Source organism: Nocardia cyriacigeorgica, assembly GCF_010868145.1.
In the GTDB taxonomy this organism is placed as follows: Bacteria; Actinomycetota; Actinomycetes; order Mycobacteriales; family Mycobacteriaceae; genus Nocardia; species Nocardia cyriacigeorgica_D.
The window spans coordinates 39,161-54,938 of record NZ_JAAGUY010000026.1 but is presented as its reverse complement, the minus strand read 5'-3'; the positions used below and the strand labels follow the sequence as shown (position 1 = coordinate 54,938).

17 protein-coding genes are annotated in these 15,778 nt (G+C 67.4%); 12 read left to right on the top strand and 5 right to left on the bottom strand.

Annotation, left to right across the window (positions count from 1 at the left end; translation table 11 throughout):
- Position 1: 1 nt before the first annotated feature.
- The 7 genes from GV792_RS23730 to GV792_RS23705 all read left to right on the top strand — a co-directional run bounded on the left by GV792_RS23730 (position 2) and on the right by GV792_RS23705 (position 6,242).
- On the top strand, positions 2 to 1,042 hold the full coding sequence (locus GV792_RS23730) for an MlaD family protein (RefSeq protein WP_256668377.1): 1,041 nt from the start codon (positions 2 to 4) through the stop codon (positions 1,040 to 1,042).
- Entirely contained in the window at positions 1,039 to 2,043 is a 1,005-nt protein-coding gene (locus tag GV792_RS23725) for an MlaD family protein (RefSeq protein WP_163826512.1), read from the top strand. The genes GV792_RS23730 and GV792_RS23725 overlap by 4 nt, the downstream gene beginning before the upstream one ends.
- Before the next feature lie 53 nt (positions 2,044 to 2,096).
- Complete coding sequence (locus GV792_RS23720) at positions 2,097 to 3,110, top strand: MlaD family protein (protein ID WP_256668378.1); 1,014 nt, start codon at positions 2,097 to 2,099, stop codon at positions 3,108 to 3,110.
- Positions 3,110 to 3,466, top strand: a complete 357-nt coding sequence (locus tag GV792_RS29860; RefSeq protein ID WP_256673875.1) for an MlaD family protein — start codon at positions 3,110 to 3,112, stop codon at positions 3,464 to 3,466. Before GV792_RS23720 ends, GV792_RS29860 begins: the two co-directional genes overlap by 1 nt.
- Before the next feature lie 189 nt (positions 3,467 to 3,655).
- On the top strand, positions 3,656 to 4,213 hold the full coding sequence (locus GV792_RS29855) for a hypothetical protein (RefSeq protein ID WP_256673874.1): 558 nt from the start codon (positions 3,656 to 3,658) through the stop codon (positions 4,211 to 4,213).
- Positions 4,210 to 5,289: an MlaD family protein gene (locus GV792_RS23710; protein WP_163826510.1), complete on the top strand. Its 1,080-nt coding sequence runs from the start codon at positions 4,210 to 4,212 to the stop codon at positions 5,287 to 5,289. Before GV792_RS29855 ends, GV792_RS23710 begins: the two co-directional genes overlap by 4 nt.
- Positions 5,286 to 6,242, top strand: coding sequence for an MlaD family protein (locus tag GV792_RS23705; protein ID WP_163826508.1), 957 nt, complete (start codon positions 5,286 to 5,288; stop codon positions 6,240 to 6,242). The genes GV792_RS23710 and GV792_RS23705 overlap by 4 nt, the downstream gene beginning before the upstream one ends.
- A 67-nt stretch (positions 6,243 to 6,309) precedes the next feature.
- Here the strand turns inward: GV792_RS23705 and GV792_RS23700 are convergent, their stop codons facing one another.
- Both GV792_RS23700 and GV792_RS23695 read right to left on the bottom strand, forming a co-directional pair.
- Positions 6,310 to 6,690, bottom strand: coding sequence for a DUF5313 family protein (locus GV792_RS23700; protein ID WP_163826506.1), 381 nt, complete (start codon positions 6,688 to 6,690; stop codon positions 6,310 to 6,312).
- Positions 6,687 to 7,211 (bottom strand): MarR family winged helix-turn-helix transcriptional regulator, encoded by a 525-nt coding sequence (locus GV792_RS23695; protein WP_163826574.1) that lies wholly within the window; start codon positions 7,209 to 7,211, stop codon positions 6,687 to 6,689. Before GV792_RS23695 ends, GV792_RS23700 begins: the two co-directional genes overlap by 4 nt.
- 109 nt (positions 7,212 to 7,320) lie before the next feature.
- Here GV792_RS23695 and GV792_RS23690 point away from each other — a divergent pair, with 109 nt between their 5' ends.
- Both GV792_RS23690 and GV792_RS23685 read left to right on the top strand, forming a co-directional pair.
- Positions 7,321 to 7,950 (top strand): TetR/AcrR family transcriptional regulator, encoded by a 630-nt coding sequence (locus GV792_RS23690; protein ID WP_163826504.1) that lies wholly within the window; start codon positions 7,321 to 7,323, stop codon positions 7,948 to 7,950.
- A gap of 104 nt (positions 7,951 to 8,054) precedes the next feature.
- On the top strand, positions 8,055 to 9,167 hold the full coding sequence (locus tag GV792_RS23685) for a DUF6670 family protein (protein WP_256670731.1): 1,113 nt from the start codon (positions 8,055 to 8,057) through the stop codon (positions 9,165 to 9,167).
- Positions 9,168 to 9,197: 30 nt separating this feature from the next.
- Here the strand turns inward: GV792_RS23685 and GV792_RS23680 are convergent, their stop codons facing one another.
- The 3 genes from GV792_RS23680 to GV792_RS23670 are packed head-to-tail and all read right to left on the bottom strand — an operon-like array spanning position 9,198 to position 11,849.
- Positions 9,198 to 9,992, bottom strand: coding sequence for a hypothetical protein (locus GV792_RS23680; protein WP_163826502.1), 795 nt, complete (start codon positions 9,990 to 9,992; stop codon positions 9,198 to 9,200).
- Between the two features lie 57 nt (positions 9,993 to 10,049).
- Positions 10,050 to 10,793 (bottom strand): VIT1/CCC1 transporter family protein, encoded by a 744-nt coding sequence (locus tag GV792_RS23675; protein WP_163826500.1) that lies wholly within the window; start codon positions 10,791 to 10,793, stop codon positions 10,050 to 10,052.
- Positions 10,794 to 10,802: 9 nt separating this feature from the next.
- On the bottom strand, positions 10,803 to 11,849 hold the full coding sequence (locus tag GV792_RS23670) for an AraC family transcriptional regulator (protein ID WP_163826498.1): 1,047 nt from the start codon (positions 11,847 to 11,849) through the stop codon (positions 10,803 to 10,805).
- A gap of 69 nt (positions 11,850 to 11,918) precedes the next feature.
- Between GV792_RS23670 and GV792_RS23665 the strand changes: the two genes are divergently transcribed.
- The 3 genes from GV792_RS23665 (at position 11,919) to GV792_RS23655 (ending at position 15,762) form a co-directional block, all read left to right on the top strand.
- Complete coding sequence (locus tag GV792_RS23665) at positions 11,919 to 13,430, top strand: flavin-containing monooxygenase (RefSeq protein ID WP_163826496.1); 1,512 nt, start codon at positions 11,919 to 11,921, stop codon at positions 13,428 to 13,430.
- Positions 13,431 to 13,644: 214 nt separating this feature from the next.
- On the top strand, positions 13,645 to 14,454 hold the full coding sequence (locus tag GV792_RS23660) for an SAM-dependent methyltransferase (protein ID WP_163826494.1): 810 nt from the start codon (positions 13,645 to 13,647) through the stop codon (positions 14,452 to 14,454).
- Between the two features lie 30 nt (positions 14,455 to 14,484).
- Positions 14,485 to 15,762 carry a sensor domain-containing diguanylate cyclase gene (locus GV792_RS23655; RefSeq protein ID WP_309139151.1) on the top strand — a complete coding sequence of 426 codons (1,278 nt, stop codon included), beginning with the start codon at positions 14,485 to 14,487 and terminating at the stop codon, positions 15,760 to 15,762.
- Positions 15,763 to 15,778 lie beyond the last annotated feature (16 nt).

Below are 15,778 nucleotides of genomic sequence, written 5' to 3'. Positions count from 1 at the left end.
GATGCCGAAATACGGAATGCCAGGGGTCGCGGCCGACCGGGCCCGCGCGATGACGGTCGGCGCGGTGATCGTGGCTGTGATCGTCGCGGTGCTGCTGGCCACGGTCTGCTACCGCGCGCTGCGTTCGGAGGACGGACTTCGCATCGCGTTGCACACCGAACAGATCGGTGACGGCGTGGTCGCGGGCACCCAGGTGCGCGTCGACGGTGTTCTGGTCGGTGAGGTCGCCGAGATCGTGCCCGATGTGCTCGGAACCCAGCGCATCACACTGGAACTCGACGACTCCAAGCTGTCCGGGCTGGACGACAGCTTGAAGGTCGATTACGCACCGGCCAACCTGTTCGGCGTCAGCGAACTCGAATTGCTGCCCGGTGCCGGCGGTGCGCCGCTGCGTGCCGACATGGTGATCGACCTGACCGGCGATCGGGCCGCCGACGTCTACGACGCCACCATGGGCAGCCTGCTGCGCGGTATGTCGCAGGTCGGTGCGACGGTGTTCACGCCGCAGATGGCGACCGTCATCGCGCAGGCCGCCGCGGACGTCAAGGCGTTCACGCCGCTGGCGGAGGCATTGATCGCGGCCGCGCGCACCATCGCCGACAACCAGTCCATGCCGTCCTCGGAACTGTTCGGCCGCCTTGGCGGAGCCTTCGACGGCGGCGGTAAGTTCGCCGGCGCCACCATCGAGGTCATCGATCAGTTCGTCGAGATCGACGTGCTGAGTACCGACCGCGCACATCTCGATGCCGGTGTGAGCGCGCTGACCGGGCAGATCCTGCCCGCGCTTGCCACCACGCTGTCCGAGGCCGGTCAGCTGTCGGGCTACACCGACATGCTTGCGCCGCTGCTCACGGTGCTGGCGCGCACGGTGCCACGCCCGCAGCAGTCCGCCGCCGAACTGCGCGACCTGCTGGCCCGGCTCGGTGCTGCCATGAAGGACACCCCGGACGGTCCGGTCCTCGATCTCGAACTCGAACTGCGTGGTGTCCCCGGTATCGCGGTGCCGCTGCTCGGGCTGCCCGCACAGGGAGGTGCGCGATGACGGTACGTGGCGCGGCCTGGCGGCTGGTGCTGTTCGCGGCGGTGATGGTGGCGATCCTGCTGGTGGTCGTTACGGCCATCAAGCGACCGGTCGGCGGTGACACCGAGGCGCACAGCGCGCTGTTCACCGACGCCACCGGTCTCAAAGTCGGCGACGACGTGCGCATGTACGGCGTACAGGTCGGCAAGGTCGAGGGTATCGAGCTCAGCGGATACCAGGCCGAGGTGCGGTTGACGGTCACGACCTCGACCCCGATCTACGACAACAGCGTGCTGGCCATCCGCTACCAGAACCTCACCGGCCAGCGCTATATCGACCTACAGCAGCAGCCGAACCCGGGCACCCGGCTGCCGGCGGACGCGGCCATCGGCACCGAGATGACGTTGCCGTCCTTCGATGTGACCAGCCTGTTCAACGGTCTGAAGCCGGTGCTGGCCACCATGTCTCCGGAGGCGATCAACCAGTTCACCGAGAGCATGCTCGCGGTGATCGAGGGTGACGGCGCCGGTCTCGGCCCGGCCCTTGATGCCATCGGCAAGCTCAGCGAACACGTCGGCAACCGGCAGGAAGTGATCGCCACGCTGGTCGGCAACATGTCCGATCTCGCCGACCGGGTCGGTGGCCGGGTGCATCATCTGGTCCCGCTGCTCGCGCGACTGTCCGACATCTTCGAGGCGCTGCGCGTCAATGTCGGTGGCCTGGCCGAATTTGCCATGACCGCGCCCTCGGTGCTCGCGCCCATCGACCGTCTGCTCGACGCGCTCGGCCTGACCGCCGACGGCAGCACCGACGTGGACGCGATGATCCGCGGACTGTTCCCCGACCCGCAGCAGGCGGTCGAAGTGTTCGGCAGGCTGCCCGGTCTGCTCGCCGCGGTCGACAACGCCTTGCCGCGCACCATCGCGGGTTGGAAGCCCGAGTGCAGTAAAGGACAAGCCGAACTGCCCGAGCCGGTGCAGGTGCTGATCGGCGGACAGAAGGTCGCGATATGCAACGCGTGAAACTCCCCGGTGCTGCCCGGATTCGCCGCGTGTTCAGCGGTGATATACCGATCATGGATGAATCGACCCGGCTGCGTAAGGAGCTGCGCCTCGGCATCATCGGCGCCGCTGCGCTGCTGATCGCCGCCGTCGCCGCCGCGGTCGTGTACGTGGTGCCGTTCGGCAAGACCACCTATACCGCCGAACTCACCGAAGCGCAGTCGGTGAAGGTGGGCGACGATGTGCGACTGGCCGGTATTTCGGTCGGCACGGTGGAATCGCTCGAGTTGAAACCGGACCGGGTCGTCATGGAGTTCACCGTCGACTCGGAGGTGTTCGTCGGTGATCAGACCTCGCTCGACATCCGCATGCTCACCATCGTCGGTGGCCATTACGTCGCACTGTTCCCGGCCGGTGACGAGCCGCTGGGGGAGAAGACCATCCCGGCCGACCGGGTTCGCCTGCCCTACAGCCTGATCGAAACCTTCCAGGACGCCACGACGCCGCTCCAGGCCACCGACGGTGACACCCTGCGCCGCAATCTGGCCTCGATCCAGACCTCGATCGACGGCGCCCCCGACACCCTGCGCACCACGCTGGATACGCTCGGCCAGTACCTCGATGCCATCGAACGTCAGCGCACCCAGGTGTCGAACGCGATCGCCGTCGCCGACGAGTACGTCACCATGTACGACGGCGCCAAGTCCGACCTCGGCCGTTTGATGGACAACGTCAACCTGATGGAAACCCTGCTGCAGGACAAGCGCGCCGAGCTGAAAGAAGCGGTCGGGCTGCTGTCGTCGGTGGTGCAGCGGCTGGCCACCCTTGTCCCCGCCTGGGATGACACGCTGAAGCCGAAGGCGCAACAGCTCGCCGATGCGCTGCCGCGGCTCCAGGAATTCGACACCCAGCTCGAGCCGCTCATCACCGCGGTCAAGGGGCTCGGCGACCGGCTGAGCGGACTGGTGATCCCGGACGGTCCCGTGACGATAGACCGCTCCGGTGAAACGGTCACCGCGCCACCGGGTCTGGATCCGGGGGCCGCGCTCGGCCCGGTGTGTGTTCCGGTGCCGGGGAAGGTGTGCTGATGCTGAAGCGGATTCTCGGCTCGCAGGCATTCATGTCGATCGCGGGTGCGGTCGTCATCGCGCTGCTCGCGGTCGCGGGGTACGTGATCGTATTCGACCCGATCAAAGAGACGCGGTCCTACTGCGCGATCATGCCAGACAGCGTGGGCCTGTACGAGGGCAACCAGGTCTCGATGCGCGGCATCAATGTCGGCACGGTGACCGGTATCCGGCCCGAAGGTGCGGCCGTGCGCGTCGATTTCGACGTCGATGCGCAGTATCCGGTCTACGTCGACGCCTCGGCCACAACGCTGTCCGACAGTGTCGTCGCCGATCGCGAACTGGCCGTGCTGGCCAGCGGTAGGACCGCCGACTAGTGGGATGCCGGACAGTGCATCACCAAAACCCTGACACCCAAGAGCCTCACCGAAACCATCACCGCGCTGGCCGCTCTGTCCGACCAGATCGGCGGCACACCGCAGACCCAGCCGGATGCGCTGGCCGGTGGCCTCGCCGCGCTGGACTCGGCGACCGCTGGCACCGGTGCGCAGATCAACGAGCTGGTCATGAAGCTCGGCTCGACGTTGAAATCCCCGGACGCCGATATTGGCCATCTCGCGGGCATCTTCGACGCGTTCTCCTCGGTATCGCAGAAGGTCAGCGCGCACTGGGGCGACCTGAAGTCCATGCTCACCCGGCTGGCGCCGGTGCTGAACCAGGCCAGCAATGATCTGCTGGTGCCGGGAGCGGCGTTGTTCGACGGGCTGCGCGAGGTGCTGCCGATGCTCAACGATCTGACCACCATCCTGGCCGACCCGCTGATGGGCACCCTGGATGGCTTGGTTCCGCTGGTGAAGATGTTGCGCGCCAACGTCGGTTCGCTGCGTGACATCGTCCTCATGGCACCGGCGTTGACCTCTGCGTTCCGCTCGGTCACCGATCCGGCGACCGGCTCGCCCGGCGTGGTCTACGCCCCGCCGCGGGTGGCGATCGCGCACCGCGATGCCGAACAGGTCTGCGCCGCCATCAATGCCGTGGCGCCCGGTCGCTGCGCCGGCGCCGACAACGGCATGGTCGATGTCCAACTCGTTCAGCTGGTGCTGGGATTGGCAGGTGCGCGATGACCGCGCTGCTCGGCAAGCGGATGCGCTACGCCGCGATCGCGCTGGTATCGGCGGCCGCGCTGACCGTCGGGGGTTGTGGGTTCGATCCCTCCCAGGTCCCGGTGCCCGGTACCTCGGTGTCGGGGTCGACCTACAAGGTTCGCATCGAGTTCGCGAACGTGCTGAATCTGCCTGCGCGGGCCAAGGTCATCGCCAACGGCGCGCAGGTCGGGTCGGTGGAATCGGTGCGCGTCGTGCCTGCCGCCGAGGCGCCGCAGGGCCGTGGCGGGTACGTCGTGGTCGACATCGAGGTCTCCGATGACGTGCGCCTGCCCGACACCACGATCGCCGAACTGCGCCAGAACACCGTGCTCGGCGATATCCACATCGCCCTGACGACCCCGCCCGACGGGTTCGATTCGTTGCTGCCGCGTGGTGGCACCATCACCCTCGAACACACCAAACCGCCGGTGCAGCTGGAGGACACGATGGCCGCCATGGCGGTGTTCGTGCAGGGCGGCGCGGTCGGCCAGTTGCAGGACATCATCAATCGGTTCAACTCGGTGCTGCCACAGGACCCGATGGAAACCCAGCGCATCACCCAGGTGATGGCCGGTGATGCCGTCGACCTGGCCGCCGATCTCGATCAGGTGGACCGGTTGCTGTACGGCCTCGAGATGAATTCGAGTGTGCTGCACGAGATCCAGCCCCAGCTGGACAATATTCTGCACCCGGAATCGGTGGAGCAGATGACTGCCGCTACCACCTCCATCTCCGGCGTCACCGAAATCTTCGGTGCGCTGGGGCCGGTCGGTCATTCGATGGCATGGCTGGCGCCGCTGGTCCGGTCCGGTGACGCGGCCGCGATGGCCTTCGCCCCGATGATCACGGGTGCGCCGCTGAATACCGCCTCGCCATCGAATCTCGCGCTGCTGACCGCGCTGTTGCGGGACAAGATCATTCCGTTCGTCGAGCGGGGCGCGAAGGTGAACGTTTCCGGAGTCAGCGTGACACCGGCCGGCGGGGCACCGATCTCCGCCGACGACCAGATCGACCGGATCCTGCAGACCCTGCGCATGATCGGAGCCATCCGATGAAAATCGGCCCGCTGGCATCCCTCGGCGGTATCGCAGCCATCACCGTGCTCGGCGCGAGTTACCTGACCTTCGGTGTGGTGCAGGTCGATCCGTTCGCCGACTACACCGAGGCCTCGATGGTGCTGACGAATTCCGGTGGGCTCGGCGTGGGTTCGCCGATCCTGCTGGCGGGGATCGAGGTCGGCCGGGTGACCTCGGTGGACCGCACCGCCTCCGGCGTTGAGGTCGGGCTGCGGGTGGACAGCGACCACAAGGTGCCCACCGACAGCATCGTCACCATCGAGCATCTGTCCGCACTGGGCGAGCCGTATGTGCAGTTCCGGCCGAAAACCGGTGCTGGACCGTACCTGGAGGACGGGCAGCAGCTGCACTCGCAGGATGTGCGCACCCCGCTGTCGATCCCCGAGGCTGCCCGGATGGTCACCAATACGATGAACCAGCTCGATCCCGCGGTGGTCGGATCGCTGGCCGAAACCATGAGCGTCGCATTGCACGGCACCGATGCCGTCATGCCGGAACTCACCCGCGCCGCCGATCTGCTCGCCTCGACCATCGTCTCGCGCGAACCGCAGATCGCCCAGCTGCTCAACGATTTCGAGACCGTCTCCCAGGATATCGATTGGGCCGGGCCTGCCACCGCGGCCGCCGCACCCGCCTTCACCCAGTTCGCCCAGCGGCTCGATGAGCTGGTCGAATCGGTGGGCCGGTTGATCCAGACGGGCAATGCCCCCGAGATGTACCTCGAGGGCAACGGCCTGGTGCCGTTCCTGCAGCGACTCACCGAATGGGTGCATCAGGTCGGCCCCGAACTCGCCTCCCTGCTCCCCGGCCTGCAACCACTGGCAGACGCCGTCACCACCGCGGGGCCACGCCTGGACATCTCGGCCCTCATCTCCCAGGCGCTCGCGGCCACCGACGACGACGCCGTCAAGGTCCGCGTCACCGTCAACTAGTTCACCGAGTGGTACCGGGCTGCGGGGTCTACTCGCAGCAACGACGCGGCCAGGTACCGCTCGTGCCTCAGTGCGGGTGCTTGGCGGCGTAGCGGGCGCGTTCGCGGGCGCGGCGGTCGGCTCGCTCGGGGTTCTCGAGGTCTTGGGGGAAACCGTGCTTGGCCAGGCGGTGCCCGCGGTTCATCGGCATGAAGGCAACGGTGTAGAAGAGGGCAAGTAGCAGGGCCAGCAGCACCATCGAGCCGCGCAACCACAGCTCGCCCGGGAACAGCAGGAACACCACGAACAGCGGGACGAACGGCACCAGGCCGCGCACGACGTGGCGAGGGAAGGCGTACTTGCCGGTGAGGTCGTTGCGGACCCAATCGCGCATGGAATCCGGAAGCCGACGCCCGCAGGCGTAGCCGAGCCACTGGATCGGATTCGGGCGTCGTCGTTCGCCGCTCATGAGCGCGCTCCTTCAGTATGGGCCAGGTCCGTTTCGGTGGGGGCTCGGTCCGCTTCAGACGGGGTCGACTCCGCGAGCACGGATCGGCGCGCGGCGTCGTTCACGCGGGTCAGCACGGTATGCAATTCCTCGAGGTCGGCCAGGCTGACGCCGAGCCGCTGCACCACGGCAGGTGGGATGGCCTCGGCCTGCCGGCGCAGGGCGCGGCCCTGTTCGGTCAGATCGATCACCAGGTTGCGTTCGTCGCGCGGGTCTCGCTCGCGGGTGATCAGTCCGGCGCTGTGCAGCCGCTTGAGCAGGGGCGACAACGTGGGGGAGTCGAGCTGGATGGCTTCGGCGATCTCCTTGACCGACATCGGCGCCGAACCCCACAGCGCCAGCATCACCAGATACTGCGGATGGGTCAGCCCCATCGGCTCCAGTAGCGGCCGGTAGACCGCGAGCACCGCGCGGTTGGCCACAGCGAGCGCGAAACACACCTGGCGGTCCAGGCGCAGCGGATCGTCGATCTCGGTGTCCATCACCTCTCCGTTCACCTCCACCACGTTAGCGCATTAATAGTTAGTGCATGAAGTAATTGTGACCGGCGTCCTGTTCGCTCTGCGGTCTACCGGGTGGTCTGATAGATGGATGGGTACGGCAGGTACGAAGGGTGTTCCGCGGGCGGAGCGGGAGCGGCAGATCCTGGACGCCGCGACCGAGGAGTTCGGCCGGTTCGGTTATGCGGGAACCTCCCTGGCTGCCGTGGCGGCCCGGTCCGGGGTTTCCAAGCCGATGGTGCTGGCCTACTTCTCGTCCAAGGACGGGCTGTACACGGCGTGCGTGCGGCGTGCCGGTGACAACCTGTCCGCCCATATCGAGGGCGCGATGACCGACGGCGTCACCGGACTACGCCTGCCCGCCATGGTGCTCACCGCCATCTTCGCCGCCCTGGAGCCCCGGCCCAACGACTGGAACGTCCTGTGGGATCGCAGCCTGCCCGACGAGGGGAATGCGCCGGCCGAGGCCGCCAGGGTGCGCGCCCGGCTGATCGAGCAGGCCTCGCGCGGTGTGGCGGTGGTTGGGATGGCCGACGGGCGTGCGGTCGATGCCGATGACCTCGCGGTACTGACCGAGGTGTGGACCGGGATGGTGAGCTCGGTGGTGCGGTGGTGGCTGCGTCATCCGGAACATTCGGCGGCCGATATGGCGGCGAGGTCGATGCGCATTCTCGATCTGGTGGCCGAGGCCGGCGCGCGGGATCGGAGCGCATGGTCTTGACCCCTTTATGACCGATCGGTAAATTAACCGATCGTCGCGCAACGTGGCGCGGACCGGAGGCCCGTGATCGGGCGTACCGGAGCTGGTCGAGAGGGTGTTTTCCTATGTCGGCAACCAGTATCACCGACCGAAACGAACAGCGCAGTCTGCCGGTGCGAATGGCCGCCCGGGCACTGTTGTCCGGGCTCGCGCCCCGAGTGGATCGGCGGGTCATCGAATCCAGCAGGCCGTTCGATCGTCCGGATATGATGCGTCCCCATCAGGATTCGTCACTCTGGGCATGGACGCACTACGGCATCTTCATCCCGCGGCTGCCGGGCAGGCACCGCTACCTGAACACGATGACGCTGATCGGCGCCACCGGCTCGGTGTGCTTCGACAACGACTATCTCGCGGTCGCCGACGCCAGGCACACCAGCACGGTGTTCTCCTCGACCGCCCATGCCGCACAACGCCACTACCGCGCCTACGACACCCGCACCGAATGCGAATTCGCCGCGGATGGGTCGGTGCTGCGCTGGGGCGAAGACCTCGAAATCGCCGGAACCTACCCGAATTTCACCTTGGCCGGGCGCTATTCGGGCTTCCGCGTGGATGCCGAGATCACCGCCACCGCCCAGGCCTCCTGGTTCGTCCGCACCCCGGTCTATGACCACGTCAGCCTGCTGGCGACCTGCCGCGGCACCCTCACCGACGCCGACGGCAGCGTCGAGTTCGAGACGCTGTGCACGGTCGAATACGCCCGCTGCGTGTCACCCCAGGCCTTGACCGCCCGGCCCGTGCCCGAATGCCTGAAACTGCCCGTCGACTTCTTCACCTACCAGATCATCAACCTCGACCACCGAACCCAGCTGCTGCTCACCGACGTCCGGGCGGCTGGCACCACTGCCTGCCGCATGGCCCACCTGCGCTCGCTGGACGGTGACGCCCGCGCCTACACCGACGTCCACATGGAAGTGCTGGACGACCGCCCCGCCATCGACGAACTCGGCCGGGTCATGCGGGTACCTCGCGAACTGCGCTGGTCGGTCCGCGATGGCAGCCGCGAGATCTTCACCCTGCACGCGTCCGTCGACTCACCTCTGCGTTACGGGCACGGACGCGGATACGCGGGCGCCTTCACGTATACGGGCAGCTGGCGTGGGCGGGCGATCGATGGGAGCGGGTATCTGGAATGGGTGGATTGCGAGCCCAGCGCGGCGCACCAGTTCTGCTGAGCCGGAAGGTCATTCGCGCCCGTGCCTCGGCTATTCGAGATCGGGGATATCGATATCGAGGACCGATTGGGTGAGGGCATCCAGTTCGGCCATGGCTGCGCCGACGTCGAGGGTCTCGAGCTCGGCCGCCTCGGCGCGCAGCTCATGGAGTTCGGCTCGTAGCGCCGCGACCTCGTCGACGGCAGGTGCGTGATCGGCTGCGGTCGGCGGTTCGCAGGGCTGCCACGCGATCGCCTGACGCCACCAGGGATCCCTCCGTGCCCAGGACCAGACCGCCTTTCGGGCCAAGGGGGCGTCGTCGGTGAGGAGGCGGACATGGTCGCTGCCGGTATGGCAGGTCAGCTCGTAGATCCCGTCGGGCAATTGTCTGGTACGGATTGAGCTCGCGCTGCTGTGAGCGACTGTGAGTGCAGGGTTATCGAGATCCCCGTCCTCGGGGATAAGGATCTCCACCAGCGATTCGGTTAGTGCGGGAAAAGTGTGCGCCCCCGCTGTCACGGACAGTCGTACGCCGGTGCGTGGATCGTGCAACCGGCCGTCGGCGACATCGAACACCGCGAGGTCGCGGGTGGCGGTCAGTCGCAACACGGCGCACAGGCACGCGAGGTGATCATCGGACTCGCCGCGTAATAGGACCCCGCGTGCATCGGCCGGTCGCGCAACCGACAGGGGCGTCCCCTGCCGTCCGAGCTGGGCTGCCACGATCCCGACCACCGGTAGCGGCACGGTGGATTCCCTGCCTGCCAGGATCGCCTCGTACTGCTCGAAAGCCCGTTCCGGCGAACCCGTTGCGGCGGCAGGTAATACGGCGAACACTGAACTCACCCGCCAAGTAGAGCACTAACGAGCCGAGCGGCACCCGCCACTCGGGGCAAATCGGCCTCAGACTCCGGAGACATCCGCGATCTGGCCGATACCGTAGGTGATCGCCATGGCCAGTGCGCCACCGATCACGACCCGCACCACCGCCCGGCCCCGTCGGCTGCCGCCGAGGCGGGCACTGATCGATCCGGTCAGGGCGAGCGCGATGAGCACCGCCGCGAAGGTCACCGGAATCCGGAGCTGGGTGGGCGGCAACAGAATCGCCAACAGCGGTAGCGACGCGCCGATGGTGAAGGCAACCGCGGAGGACAGGGCCGCATGCCATGGATTGGTGAGCTCATCCGGGTTGAGGCCCAATTCGGCCTCAGCGTGCGCGGTGAAGGCATCGTGGGCAGTGAGTTCCTCGGCCACCTTGCGCGCGGTCTCCGGCGACAGGCCCTTGGCCCGATAGATGCCGGTCAGCTCCGCGAGTTCGGACTCCGGTTCATCGCGCAGTTCCCGGCGCTCCTTGGCCAGCAGCGCTCGCTCGGAATCGCGCTGGGTGCTCACCGAGACGTATTCGCCGACCGCCATCGAGATCGCGCCCGCACTCAATCCTGCGATGCCCGCGGTGAAGATGGTGCTGGTGGCAGTGTTGGCTGCCGCGACACCGACCACGAGACCCGCGGTCGACACGATGCCATCGTTCGCGCCGAGGACGCCCGCGCGCAGCCAGTTCAGCCGCGTCGCCAGCTGCTCGGTATGCGGCTCGTGCGGATGCGGCCGCGTGGTCTCGATCTCGCTCGACCCGCTCGATGAGTCCATAGCCGCAGCCTATGCCAGTGCGGCTGTCTGTGCCGATGACTGTTCGCGAGCCAGGGCCGGATCTTTGCGGATCGCGGTGGGCGGGCTACCCCACCAACGGCGGCAGCAGCGGGTCAGCGTGGCCTGTTCGGTGAGCCCGACGAGGGAGGCGATCTGGCTCATCGAGATATCGGTGGTGGTGAGGTAGCGGCGGGTTTCGGCGCGGCGCACGTCATCGAGAACGGTGGCGAAGGTGGTGCCCTCGGCGCTGAGCCTGCGCTGCAATGTGCGTGGATGCAGTGTCAAAAGTCTGGCCACCACGCCGATTTCGGGCGGGGTCGTACCGAGTAGCTGCTGGACCGCCGCGCACACGGTCGGCACCATGGAGCTGCCGTAATCGGCGGTCTGTTGCGCAAGGAACTCCATGGCCAGCCGGTGCAGATTCTCGTCACCGCCACTGAGCTGGCGTGCCGCGAGGGCGCCGGGTACCCGCAGTAGAGCATCGCGCCGGCCGGCCCGTACCGGCGCACCGAAGAACTCCTCGTACACCGACAGCGGGGCGGGTGGCCGATACGGCAGCTCTACCGAACGCAGGCCGTACCGGTCGCCGGTCAACCGCTGGATCGCACGGTGTACGAAGGCCAAGCCGAGGTCGGTGCCCTGGATCGGTACCGCCGTCGCGGCCCGCACGCCGTAGCGCAACGCCACCACACCGCGGTCGCCGTACGGATCGGGTTCGAGCACCAGGCTCAGCGATCGGGCGTGCACGAACAGATACCGGGAACTGCATTCGAGCACGTCGGCCAGCGTGGGTGAGCTACGAATGGCCAGCGCCAGCGGACCGAGCATGGCCAGGTCCTGGCGCACGGAGATGCGCAGGCCCAGGTCGGGGCAGTCGAGCCGGTGCGCGGCCAGTTCGAGGACAGCGGCCACCGCCTGATCGGAAACCAGCATGTCGTCGGTGTCGAGGGCCGCGACCGGCAGCCCGCAGGCGGTAGCGAACTCCTCGGCATCACCGCCCAGCTCGGCGACCGTCGCCCGGAATCCGCGCAGTCCAGCGGAACGAATCACCGACATGTCGCCTAGAATCAAATACTTGTCGTGCGAAGTCAAGTAGCTGGGGCTGCCACCTCGCACACTGGAGGTATGACCGAGATCGTTGTTGCTCCGGAACACCTCGATGTGGTGATCGTCGGCGCCGGCCTATCCGGCATCGGCGCCGCCTACCGGTTGCAGACCGAATGCCCCGGCAAGTCCTACGCCGTGCTCGAGGCGCGGGAGGCCATGGGCGGCACCTGGGATCTGTTCCGGTATCCGGGCATCCGTTCCGATTCGGACATGTTCACTCTCGGCTACCCGTTCAAGCCGTGGCGTGACGCCAAGTCGATCGCCGACGGGCCGTCCATCCTGCGCTACATCACCGAAACCGCCGCCGAGAACGGGATCGATCGCAAGATCCGGTACCGGACCAAGGTCATCGGCGCCGAATGGTCCACCGCGACCGCGCGCTGGAGACTCACCCTCGATCAGCGCGATGAGCACGGCAGCATCGAACCGCGCACCCTCACCTGCGATTTCCTCTACGCCTGTGCCGGCTATTACAACTACGACCACGGGCACGCGCCCGAGTTCCCCGGGATCGACTCCTTCGCGGGCACCGTGGTGCATCCGCAGTTCTGGCCGAAGGAACTGGACTACGCGGGCAAGCGTGTCGTCATCGTCGGCAGTGGCGCCACCGCCGTCACGTTGGTGCCGAATCTGGCCGACGACGCCGAGATGGTCACCATGCTGCAGCGGTCGCCGACCTGGATCAGCCCGGTGCCGGGCAGAGACAAGATCGCCGACCGGATCAGGGCGACACTTCCGCCGAATCTCGCCCATCGGCTGATCCGCACCAAGAACATTCTGTTCAGCGTCGGTTTCTATCAGTACTGCCGACGACGTCCCGAGGCTGCGCGCAAGCTGCTGACCGGATTGGCTGCCCGGATCCTGAAGGACGAGCAGGCGGTGGCAGAGCATTTCACGCCCACTTACGACCCCTGGGATCAGCGACTGTGCGCGGCGCCGGACGCCGACTTCTTCAAGGCCATCCGCAAGGGCAAGGCCGAGGTCGTCACCGATCGCATCGACACCTTCGTGCCCGAGGGTATTCGGCTGGCCTCGGGCCGGGTGCTACCCGCGGATATGGTGATCACGGCGACCGGCCTGCAGCTGCTTGCCTTCGGCGGCATCAACCCGGTCGTCGACGGGCAGCAGGTGGAGCTGTCCGACCAGTTCGTCTGGCAGGGCGCGATGCTCACCGGCGTGCCGAACTTCGCCGTCTGCATCGGTTACACGAATGCGTCCTGGACGCTGCGCGCCGACCTGACTTCGCGACTGGTCTGCAAGGTCATCAACCATATGGACCGCAACGGGTACGCGGCCGTCGTACCGCGGCCCGACGGCAAGCTCGACGAGCGTCCGCTGCTGGATCTGGCGTCGGGCTACATCCAGCGCTCCATCGGTGACTTCCCGCGCCAGGGCGATAGGCATCCCTGGAAGGTGCGCCAGAACTATCTGCTCGACTCCGCCACCACGATGCGCACCGATCTCGGCAAAACCCTTGCCCCGACGCCACGGTCGGCGGTACGCACGCCGGCCGAGCCGGCGGTGCGCTGACAGCGGTGGTCGGCGTGTGCGAATGAAAACCGAACCAGCGCAAAGTAATTGAATGCGCAACGGTTCGCCGGTGTGTCGGACCGTTGATGCGTTGTTGTCGGTGGGCCGGGCTATCATGCGCTGAGTCCGTTCGGGTGAACGAGGACACAGGCCGCGACCTGTGCGATCGTCGGCAGGCGGGCCGATCGCGATCGTCGAGCGCAGAGGGGTATCGATGGACAGGCCGGCGTGGGCGCCCGAGGGCGTAAATATGCAGCAAGCGAGCCCGGCACGGATGTACGACGCACTACTCGGCGGATCGCACAACTTCGAGGTCGACCGGCGGGCCGCCGAGATGGGTGCCGAGCTGGTGCCCGACCTACCGCGACTCGCGCTGAGTAACAGGGCCTTCCTCCGGCGGGCGATCCGGTATCTGGCCGGCGCCGGTATCACCCAGTTCCTCGACATCGGCTCCGGGATTCCGACCGCGGGCAACGTGCACGAGATCGCGCGGGAGCTGAACCCGAGCAGCCGGGTGGTCTACGTCGATATCGATCCGGTCGCGGTGGCGCACTCGCGGGCCATCCTCGGAGATGAGGAGCGGGCCACGGCCATCGAAGGAGATCTTCGCAAGCCCGATGAGCTGCTGGCCCGGGTTCGAGAGACCGGTCTCATCGACTTCGATCGCCCGGTCGGCGTTCTGCTGGTGGCGGTGCTGCACCTGGTCGCCGATACCGACGATCCGGCAGGCAAGGTTGCCGCATTCCGTGCCGCGGTGCCGGCGGGCAGCTACGTCGCGATCTCTCATCTGACCTCGGCGCTGCGGCCCGAGGACGCCGCGCAGCTCGGCGCGTCGGCGGCCAATGACAGCCGCGTCGGCATCCACTTCCGCTCCCGCGAAGCCATCGAGGCTATGTTCGATGGATGGGACCTGGTCGAGCCGGGTGTGGTGGAGCTGCCTGCCTGGCGGCCCGAATCCGAGCGCGATCACCACGAGGCTCCTGGTCGCTCGCTCGGCCTGGCCGGGCTCGCGCGGAAGGTCTGACTCGGGGCGGCAGGGGATACGGCAGGGGGTGTGACCGTGTGCGCGGGTGAGCTTGCGGTGGTGTGGGCCGACGCGCTCGACGGTGCGGTGGCGCCGCCACTGAACCGTGACCGTATCGAAGAACTGTTGGCCGGGCTGGCCGGCCAACTCGTCGCGGCGCTGCGGGGAAGCGCGGAACTGCAGTCGGTCCGGGCGACGGCAGCCGCCCTGGTCACCGCGAACTATCGCGATCCGCAGACGGTCGGCCGCACCATCCCGCTGATCTTCGGCGCCATGGCCGACCATGCCGGACGCGCCGAGGGGACCGATCCCGCGACGGTCCGAGAACGGGCGATCCTGGTCGCGGCGGAATTCGCCACCGGGTTCACCGCCGCCCTGCGGTTGGCGGCATTGACCGAACAGGAAACCACGCTAGCCGCGGCGCTTGGCGCCGCGCGTTCGGCCGAATCCCGGCGCGAGCTGTCGGAAGCCCGTTTCGCCGCGGTCTTCGCCGGCGCGTCGGTCGGCATCGGCACCGTCGACGTCAACGGGCGGGTGCTGGACGTGAACGCCGCACTCGCCGAGATGCTCGGCCTGTCGGCGGAGACCATGCCGGGGCGTCCGGTCGCCGAGGTGGTGGGCGAGGCCAATATCGGGCTGGCCTACGCTCAGATGAAGGAACTCCTCGCGGGTACCGTCGACCGGTTCCGGTTGGAAACCGATCATCTGCGCGCCGACGGCACCGTGGCCTGCATCGACCTGTCCATGTCCGCGGTCCGCGACCACACCGGGCGGGTACGTTTCCTGATCGGCGTCGCCGTTGACGTCACCGACAGGAAGATGCTGGCCGACCAGCTGTGGCACGACGCCAATCACGACGGCCTCACCGGCCTACCCAACCGCGGCCTGTTCTTCGACCGGCTCGCGTGCGCCACGCCACCCGTCGGGGTCTGCTATCTGGACCTCGACGGTTTCAAGGAGGTCAACGACGAATGGGGGCACACAGTCGGCGACCAGGTGCTGCGAGTGGTGGGTGAACGTTTGCAGGAGGGGGTCGCCGCGGTCGGCGGGCTCGCCGCGCGCATCGGTGGCGACGAATTCATCGTCATGGTGGAGGAATGCACGGGCGAGGACCAGCTCACCGCATTGCGGGTGGATCTGCTGACCGAGCTGACCCGCCCGATGGTGATCGGTGAACGACCCATCACCATTGGCGCCAGCATCGGCACCGTATATCTGGAGGAGCCGCCCGCGGCCGTCGACGAGACCATGCACGCAGCCGATACCGCCATGTACCGCAACAAGCCGTCGCGTTCGCGCGCCCCGTGACCGCCACGGCGTTCGG